9 protein-coding genes are annotated in these 9,047 nt (G+C 34.2%); 5 read left to right on the top strand and 4 right to left on the bottom strand.

Features of this window, described 5'->3' with window-relative positions; genetic code table 11:
* The coding region (locus tag WBF61_RS06235) for an ABC transporter ATP-binding protein (protein WP_424254889.1) at window positions 1-734 on the top strand (734 nt) is incomplete at its 5' end.
* A gap of 171 nt (window positions 735-905) precedes the next feature.
* Here the strand turns inward: WBF61_RS06235 and WBF61_RS06230 are convergent.
* The 4 genes from WBF61_RS06230 to WBF61_RS06215 form a co-directional block, all read right to left on the bottom strand.
* The gene (locus WBF61_RS06230) at window positions 906-1,865 is read right to left on the bottom strand and encodes an aromatic acid exporter family protein (protein ID WP_424254887.1); all 960 of its coding nucleotides are present in this window, start codon (window positions 1,863-1,865) and stop codon (window positions 906-908) included.
* Between the two features lie 134 nt (window positions 1,866-1,999).
* Window positions 2,000-2,755 (bottom strand): TraX family protein, encoded by a 756-nt coding sequence (locus WBF61_RS06225; protein WP_424254885.1) that lies wholly within the window; start codon window positions 2,753-2,755, stop codon window positions 2,000-2,002.
* Window positions 2,756-2,899: 144 nt separating this feature from the next.
* Window positions 2,900-4,147, bottom strand: coding sequence for a dicarboxylate/amino acid:cation symporter (locus tag WBF61_RS06220; RefSeq protein ID WP_424254883.1), 1,248 nt, complete (start codon window positions 4,145-4,147; stop codon window positions 2,900-2,902).
* 137 nt (window positions 4,148-4,284) lie between these two features.
* Window positions 4,285-4,860 (bottom strand): GNAT family N-acetyltransferase, encoded by a 576-nt coding sequence (locus tag WBF61_RS06215; protein ID WP_424254882.1) that lies wholly within the window; start codon window positions 4,858-4,860, stop codon window positions 4,285-4,287.
* A 300-nt stretch (window positions 4,861-5,160) separates the two neighbouring features.
* Here WBF61_RS06215 and WBF61_RS06210 point away from each other — a divergent pair, with 300 nt between their 5' ends.
* From WBF61_RS06210 to WBF61_RS06195, 4 genes are all read left to right on the top strand, one after another.
* A complete protein-coding gene (locus tag WBF61_RS06210; RefSeq protein ID WP_424254880.1) occupies window positions 5,161-5,820 on the top strand; it encodes an RraA family protein in 660 nt (219 codons plus the stop codon).
* Entirely contained in the window at window positions 5,813-7,039 is a 1,227-nt protein-coding gene (locus WBF61_RS06205) for an amidase family protein (protein ID WP_424254878.1), read from the top strand. Before WBF61_RS06210 ends, WBF61_RS06205 begins: the two co-directional genes overlap by 8 nt.
* A gap of 236 nt (window positions 7,040-7,275) precedes the next feature.
* The gene (locus tag WBF61_RS06200) at window positions 7,276-8,187 is read left to right on the top strand and encodes an ABC transporter ATP-binding protein (RefSeq protein ID WP_424254876.1); all 912 of its coding nucleotides are present in this window, start codon (window positions 7,276-7,278) and stop codon (window positions 8,185-8,187) included.
* Between the two features lie 12 nt (window positions 8,188-8,199).
* The coding region (locus WBF61_RS06195; RefSeq protein WP_424254874.1) for an ABC transporter permease at window positions 8,200-9,047 on the top strand (848 nt) is incomplete at its 3' end.

The following is a 9,047-nucleotide window of genomic DNA, read 5'->3' as shown; positions in this document are numbered from 1 at the left end:
CGGTATCGATTGCTTCCAAAAAAATTGTAGAACACATTTCTTTGCAGGTTAATGACAATCAATTTGTTGGGTTAATTGGGCCGAATGGCTGCGGGAAGTCGACTTTATTAAAAAGTATTTCAAAAATCCTCGAGCCTAATGTAGGAATCATTACTCTGGATAACGAGACGGTTCAAGAACTGTCAAATAAACAGCTAGCAAAAAAATTAGGGGTAGTAGGACAATTTCATCAAGTGAATTTTGATTTTTCTGTTCGTCAAATGCTTTTGCTTGGACGGTCGCCACATAAAGGATTGATGGAAAGAGACAACGCGTTAGATTATGAAATCGTCGAACTAATTCTTCAGCAAATGGACTTACAAGAACTCGCTGATAGAAGTTTTTTATCCTTATCAGGTGGAGAAAAACAGCGGGTTATATTAGGTAGAACGTTGGTGCAACAACCTAAATTTTTAGTTTTAGATGAGCCGACCAATCACTTAGATATTAAGCACCAGTTGAGTATATTGAAAATAGTCAGGGATTTGCCTATTAGCGTATTAGCAGCTTTACATGATTTGAATTTAGCTGCACGCTTTACCGATTACTTGTACGCTATGAAAGATGGACGGATAGTTAAACAAGGAACACCTGAAGAAGTGATAACAGAAACAGTTATTTCCGAACTTTATGAAGTCGATTGCCGTACGTATATTAATCCTATCTTAGGGAAACCAACCATTGAATTTTTATGAAATACTAAAAAGATGCAAAGCAAATAACTTGTGTCGGATGTTCTAGTCCTTGTAAACGAATGAGGAATAATGATGAAAATGAAGAAAAAGCAAAAGAGGTAAAACTACTCTTTTGCTTTTTTTATTTCACCTAAATATAGTTATGGATTACAGTGTTCTCACAATTGGTGATTAAGCTTTTTCCTGCTCAAAAAATTCTTTTTTTATTTGAATAAACCGAGTGAAATCGTTCAAAAGGATAAATAAAGCTGCTCGATTTTCAAACTCTTTTCGTGTTTTAGGTAGCTCACTATTTCTAAATTCATTTAATAAGGACTGAATATCTTTCTTTAAATCTACAACAGGATTGCTTTCATGCAATTGTTCTGCAGTTTGACGAAACAAACGTGCTAAAATGATAGTTTGTTTTGTAGGTAATGAACAGGCTCCTAGATCTGTCGACATTTCCGCTAATACTTTGACTTGCTGCTGACGCATATCAAAGTAGTGAATGAGGTAATCTTTATCCGGACTAAATAACTGATTATTGTAGTCTGTATAAGCCATTTTTTCTGCGATTTTTAAATCTTCTGAAAGCTCATTTAATAAACATTCGACTTTTTTGTTTGAATAACCGTTAGTCAAAATTAAATCAAATCCAATTAAAATTTGCTTCATTTTTTCTTCAATGTTAGTCCTTAAAACAAGTAATTGAGGTTCTTTCGAAGGCATATATAAATTAAATAAAATCGCAATTCCCGCACCGATAACCATTAACAAAAATTCATTTGTAAGCCATCCAATTGAGGTGCTTTGTTCCACTAATAAATGAGAAACAAGTACAGAACAGGGCGCGATACCTACTTCTACGTTTAACTTATAGGCTAAAGGAATGTAGATTAGAAGATACAGTCCAAATACAAGGGTACTAAAATCAATAAATTGAAAGAGTATAGTTGCAATAGTTAAAGCCAGAATGGTAGAGCTCACCCTTTGAAGTGCAATACGAACGGATGATTTTTTAGTGTCTAAGACACTTAGAATAGCGATGATACCTGCTGAGACGCTATAGTCTAATTGAAGTAGTTGAGCTAGAAAAATAGCAATTGTTGTAGCAAAGGCTATTTTTATTGCCCTTAAAGAAACAGTCATAGGTACACTCCTTTTGTTTTAAACCAACTTTAAGATAAAAATTAAGCCTCTTTTTTATAAATTAACTTTGATTTGATTAAAAAAACTTCACCTCTACTAATGAGTTGCACAACGATGGATCTTCTTACTGGTATTTAAAAAAACGAGAAAAAAGTAATTCGAATGAAATACAGTACGATAAGATGAGCAGGATAAAAAATATAAAAGAGTTTTTTGTTTTGTTTGCCTCTTCTACCGTTATAGAGTTGAATTGGGATTAAAGAAAATACTGCGGTAAAATTTAATAAAAAGATTAGTGCATTTAAGCTGTTTCTTAATAGAATATGATCATGAAAATAATAAAATATGAAGATACTCATGATACCTATGATGGAATAATCAACATGTAACAGTTCGCTGAAAAATAAGGCTAAAAGAAGTATAATCCATTTACTATCATTGGTTTTATCAACTCTATCAAAGAAAGTGATGCACAATAAGCCAATGAATAGAGTGAAATATATGTTTTGGTGTGAAGTTTCTAAATAAACTCCTGCACTAGCTAGATCAAAAGGGATTTCAGAAATCAGAGCGAAAATTCCTATTTGAGAAATGTATTTTTTTAGATTACTAGTATGAAGGAATCCTTCAACAAGAAGAAAGGCAAAAATGGGGAAAGAGAGTCTTCCTATTAATCTTAAAATAAGATCGACTTGAAAAAGAAGCGAATAAGGGCTAGTTGTTAAAGGTCCATTTGCTGTGAAAGCTGATCCAAGACCTATTCCATAAGTTGATAAGTAGGGTTCAATCAAAAAAGCACCAATATGATCGAGTAACATTGTTAGAATAGCTATCCATTTTAATGTACTACCTGTAAAAGATAGTCTACCTAGTGTATATGATTTTTTCATGAATTCGCTCCTTTTATTTATCAGACGGTATAAATCTGTACACATATATTTAAATTATAGCACTGCGCAATGATTAAGAAAATAAAGATAAAAAAAGAAGGAGCAAAAAACTTGCTCCTTCTTAGTCTAATTAGAAAGGTATGGCTATAAATTATCGATACTACTAAATGTTTTAGTTTCTTTAGGTTCAACGGACTTTAAAATATACTTGTTATAAACCTTGTCAATGACAAGTGCAATAGCGTTATCACCAGAAACATTTGCTGCAGTACCAAAACTATCTTGGGTAATATAAAGAGAAATAAGCAGATTTCCTAATGAACCAGTTGGATCAATGCCAACCATATAGACAAACGGAATAGCACTCATAATAGCGCCACCTGGTGCTCCGGGTGCAGCAACCAAAGCAACACCTAGAGTAGCAATAAATCCAGCCATCATACCAAAGCCATGTGGCATATCAAACATTAACAATACAGCAGTGACACAAGAAGTGATGGTTACAACACTACCCATAAGATGAATCGTTGCACTTAACGGAATAACAAATTCTCTAATTTCTTTTGATACACCATTCTTACGTGCACACTCCATATTTACTGGGATAGTAGCAGCAGAAGATTGTGTGCCTAAAGCAGTAAAATAGCCGGGCAATTGATTTTTTAATAATACAATTGGATTTTTACCAGTATAAAGTCCTGCAAGGATGAATAATACCACTAGAAGTAAGATTTGTAAGCTGATTACAACGACAAATACTCTCCAAAAGACGGACAGAAGTGAGAATACTGCACCACTATAACTTAAGTTTAAAAAATTTCCGAAAATATAAATCGGTAAACCTGGAATAATAATCGTTTTTAATATTTGAGTAATAATTTCACCGAACTCAGTAAAAACGTTGTACAGAACTTCGCCTTTTTTTTCTTTACGCAACCAAGAGATAAAAACACCGAATAAAAAAGCAAAAACAATTGCTGATGTCACACTGAATAAGGGCTCTAAAGGTAAAGTAAATAAGGGTGCTAATTCAGTACCGTCTGTTTGAACCGTTTCTCTTACAGAAGCATCAATAAATAATGGGAAAAGATTTGACGCTAAAAAGTAAGCGATGAATCCACCAATCAAAGTATTTGAGTAAGCGAGCAAAACATTGAGACTGAGTAATTTTCCAGCTCCATCTGTAAGGTCAGAAATACCTTTGATAACATAACCAACAATCATTAAGGGAATAATAAAAGCTAATAATTGACTAAATAAGGCCGATAAAGTAACGGGTATTTGAAGTAAAAAGTCGGGTATAAAGGTTAATTGTCCCACCAAAACTCCCAAGCCGATGGCAATTAATAATTTTGGTACAAGTCCAATTCTAAATTTCTTTTTTGTGTTCATACTACTTCCTCCATTCCAACCTAATTCTTAATAGAATACTATTTAAATCGTCATTTGTCAAAAGGAATTCAAGGTTTTAACTATCAAAAAATAGAATTCAAACAAAATAGTTCGTCTTTAGTAAGTTTATTTGCAGATTAGGTTGCATTTATTTTTTCTAGAATTTCTATGGTTTTTAGATAATCTGGATTTGGACTTCCGTCTAAATTCTTATCTGAGAGAACAAAACCTAATTGTTGATAGAATCGAATAGCAACATGACTCCAAGTTTGAGTATGCAAATATGCGGGAGAGGTACTTTCGAGTTTTTTTAATAGTATAAGGGTATAGTTCATCATCGCTCTTGCCAATCCTTTTCCTTGGTATCCTGGTTTTACAGCGACCCAGTGGACTAGTGGATAACGAGTTCCATTAGGGACTTCTTTCCACCAAGCCGTGCAGGTTCCTACTTTTTCTCCCGAAGAGGTCACGACAAATAACATTCGTTGCTTCAGCTCTGTTGAATACGGACTAAATTTTTTTTTGAAGTAGTCTACTGCTTGACTCTCCTTTTCGAATTCTAAAACCGCTGTTTCAATAGTTGCCCAGTCTAATTCATCTCCTGGTTGGTAAAACTCAAAGTGAAACCCTTCAGGTAGCGAAGGTTCTGTGATGGGTATGTTTTGTGGAAGATACATCCAAATTTCCGCATAGGGGATTGTTTTATCTAACAAAAAATCATTCCTTTCATATGTATAAGTATTTTTAAGTTACTGTACCATTCTATTAGTCTGAAGTTAAGTACAAAAGCAAATCTAGCCAATAGAGCGTTAATAATAAATCGGTTATGTAAAAGAGGTTTCTTAAATCTATGTAAGGGTATCTTCTACGGGAATAGGCATGAAGGAATCGTTGCAAACGTTTTCTCTCGATGCTATGATTCATCTATACTCCTTAGTTGAGAGCACTAACTCATACAGCAGGGAAGTCTTAACAGGTAAGAAAATAAAATAATCTAAGAGGAGACAAATAGGATGAATACACTAAAGAAACAACTAATTAGAGAATATAAAGAACTAGATTCATGTACGTTATCGGATGCTTTTGATGAGTTGAATCTAAAACAAGGAGGATGTATTCTACCCAAACAGATGATTAAAAACACAACCATTTGTGGACAAGTTTTTACGGTAAAGTATGTCTCTAAAAATGAAAAAGAAAGGAAGTTTGGAACTTTTTTAGAGGATATTCCAGCAGATAGAATTGTCGTTATCGACAACCAAGGAAGAATAGATGGAAGCGTCTGGGGAGACACAATGGCACTGTATGCTCAAAAAAATGGTGTAGGAGGTGCAGTATTAAATGGCGTTTATCGTGATGTCGGACCTATTCAAGATCTTGGATTTCCTGTATTTGCAAAGGGCTGCTCTAGTAAGAGCGGTAAGGAGTTGGTCAGGGTCGAGGCGACTAATGTAGCGATTGAAATGGATAACGTTTTAATTGAGCCCGATGATTTAATTTTTGGAGACGAGTCTGGTGTGATTGTCATACCATTTGAACACGTAGAAATAGTATTAAATAAAGCTAAAGAATTAAAAAGGATAGATACTCGTTTTGTAGAAAATTTAGCAAATGGCTTATCTTATAAAGAAGCAAAAACTAAAGCAAACGATAGGAGTCTGAAGGATGAGTAATTATGCGATGAAACAGTTGGAAAAATTGACAGTCTCAACTACTCCACCATATGATCCATTGCAATCTTTTGTAAGAGACAATCATATAGCTATCAAAGGATTAAGCGGTAAATCACTATCAAATTATGTCTTTGGTGCAAAGGATGTTTTTAGAATTAAGGGGAGTACGTGGGGGAATGGCCATCCTGATTGGCTTCGCTACAGTGAGCCAGATAGTTTTACGGCGAGCGCAATCACAAAATTGTTAGATAATGGTGCTGATCTTGTTGGAAAGACGGTATGTGATGAACTTTGCTATAGCATAAGTGGAGAGAATTGGCATTATGGGAGTCCTTTAAATCCAACAGATACACGTAGACTGACAGGAGGCTCTTCAAGTGGTTCCTGTTCGGCAACAGCAGGTGGGCTAGTTGATTTTGCGATTGGCAGTGATTGTTTAGGCTCTGTACGAGTTCCGGCTTCTTACAATGGAATTATCGGTATTCGACCAAGTTATGAACGAATTCAAAACGATGGAGAGGCGCCTTATTGTAAGAGTATGGATGTTTTGGGTTTTGTAGCGTCAGAAAAACAAGTGTTTCAAGATGTTGCTACAGTGTTATTGGGGGAAGATTCTAATAAAGGCAAGTTTACCAAGTTGTATATTGTTGATGATGCATTTGAAATGGTTGATAAAAAAGTGAAAGAAGCTTTTGATGGCGTGATGAATGAAATCGGAAATAAGCTAGGTAAAGTTGAGCACATAACGATTGCCGAAGAAGGATTAGATTATTGGGTCAAAGAAGTGTTTCAAGTTATCCAAGGATACGAGATTTGGGAAAGTTATGGAGGATTTATTAATGCCTATCGTCCTCGACTATCTCCGGGACCTAAAGATCGTTTAAAAAAGGCTTCTACGATTACTAGAGAAAGATATTTAGAAGCAAAAGAAAAGAAGAAAGAATTCCTTCAACGTATGGAGACGTTACTGTTAGATGGGGCTGTCCTCATTACACCTACAGCCTCTTCTATTGCTCCAATGAAATCTGCAACGCTAAAAGAAATTGATCGTTTAAGATCACAATCGTCTAACCTACTCTGTATCTCACCACTTGCTGAAATACCTCAGCTAACTTTGCCTTTGCTTGAACAAGATGACGTTCCTTTAGGAGTGACTTTAATGAGTGCGAAGCATACAGATCGAGCGCTCATTGATTTTGGGCTACAATTTATGAAGTAAATACTAGAGGGAATACTTAAAGACACTAGCGATAGAAGCAAACCTCGCTAGTGTCTTTGTAATATGTTGATCGTTTTTTATGTTGAAGTAAGTTTTTAACGCAAAATGGGAGCATAGTTAACTTGCTTGGTTGAAGATTCCAGACTAAGATAGTTGCGGTAAAGTGTCTTTGTTAGGTATATTGTTGTTATAGACAAAGAATAAGAAATGAAAGCATCTTTGAAAAGAGGTATAGTATGGATACATCGATTTTAAAGGTTTCTAATCTAACAAAAAAAATCAAAAAAATTCAAATTATTAAAGAGATTAGTTTTGATATTAAACAAGGAGAAATAGTTGGTTTTCTAGGGCCTAACGGATCCGGGAAGACAACAACTTTAAGGATGATTGTTGGTTTATCAAAGCCAACATCAGGAGAAATAACTATTAATGGGTATTCCCTTAAAAAAGATTTTGTAAAAGCGATGTCCAATGTAGGATGTATAATAGAGGGTCCTGATCTTTATGATTATATGAGCGGATACAAAAACTTAGAACTGTTAGGAAGTATGTCAAAAGGAGTTACCAAGAAAGATATAGATGAAGCTGTTGAATTAGTCGGTATGGGAAAGCGTATCCATGATAAAGTAGAGGTTTATTCTATGGGAATGAAGCAAAGAGTGGGTTTAGCTCAAGCTTTAATTCACAAGCCAAAACTATTAATTCTAGATGAACCTACAAATGGACTTGATCCTCAAGGGATACATGAATTTAGAGACATTGTAAAAAAATTAGCCAAAGAAAAGGGTATCTCGGTGTTGATTTCATCTCATTTGATTAGTGAAATTCAGTTAATGTGTGATCGTGTAAGCATTATAAATAACGGAAGCGTTATTAAAAATGCTTCTATACAAGAAGTTCTATCTACTGGTGAAGTTGTTTGGACAGTAGATGACCCAAACAAAGCTCAATTCGTTCTTAAAAATACATTTAATTGTAATTCGTTTATTGATGGGAAAACAGTAAGAGCGTTAATTGATGTAAACTTGCTTTCAGAAATAAATAAAACGTTAATTGAGTCAAATTTAAAAATTAACTACATCGAAAATAAGAAAAGAACATTAGAAGATTTATTTTTAACAATTACAGATCAAAATAAAAATGGGTAAGGATGTGAGAGCATGATTTCATTAATACAAAATGAAATAATGAAAATTTTATTAAAGAAAAAAATGATTTTAATTATTCTTTTACTTTTAATTTTTGTTAGTTTGCTTTCATATGGACAAAAATATTCTTATGATAAAAATATACAAAGGTTTGAAGCGGAATCTGGTGGAATAGAATACGATTGGAAAAGTCTAACGAATCAACGGCTTGATGAACTTGAGAAGCGTAGCCAAGATGAATTTATACCAGAAGAAGTTCGGTCATCTGTTGATAGAGAAATACAGCAATTGACCTATTTTATAGAAAATGACATTAACCCCATAACTCCTACAGCATCCAAATTTAATGTTCAATTTGCAGAACAAGGCATGACGCTTTTTATTCCTCTTCTTGTTGTTATTTTAGCTGCAGATTTAGTCTCAAATGAGTTTTCAAAAAAAACGATTAAAGTTTTACTTACCCGAGCAGTTCCAAGATGGAAAGTATTATTGAGCAAGTATGTTGCACTCATCATGATGACAACAATTTTAGTATTCATCATTGGTGTACTAGCTACTACAGTATCTTATTTATTTTTTCAACAGTGGGGATTTAGCGAACCTATTATAACAGGTTTTAATTTGATTAAGGGAGAATTGAATTCGGATTCAACGATACTAATCTCTCGATTCCAGTACACATTATTGATTTATTCTCTAGTGTGGTTTGTATCAATTGTGGTAGCGTCCATTACACTATTGATTTCAGTTGTAGTCGAGAATAGTCCATCAGCCATAGGGATACTGATGGCAGCTTTAATCGGTGGTCAATTTTTACAATTTTTCTTATCGGATTGGAAATTAGTTCAGTATTTCTTTGT

It is taken from the genome of Carnobacterium sp., assembly GCF_049673005.1.
GTDB lineage: Bacteria > Bacillota > Bacilli > Lactobacillales > Carnobacteriaceae > Carnobacterium_A.
This window is presented reverse-complemented; position numbering and strand designations above follow the sequence as displayed.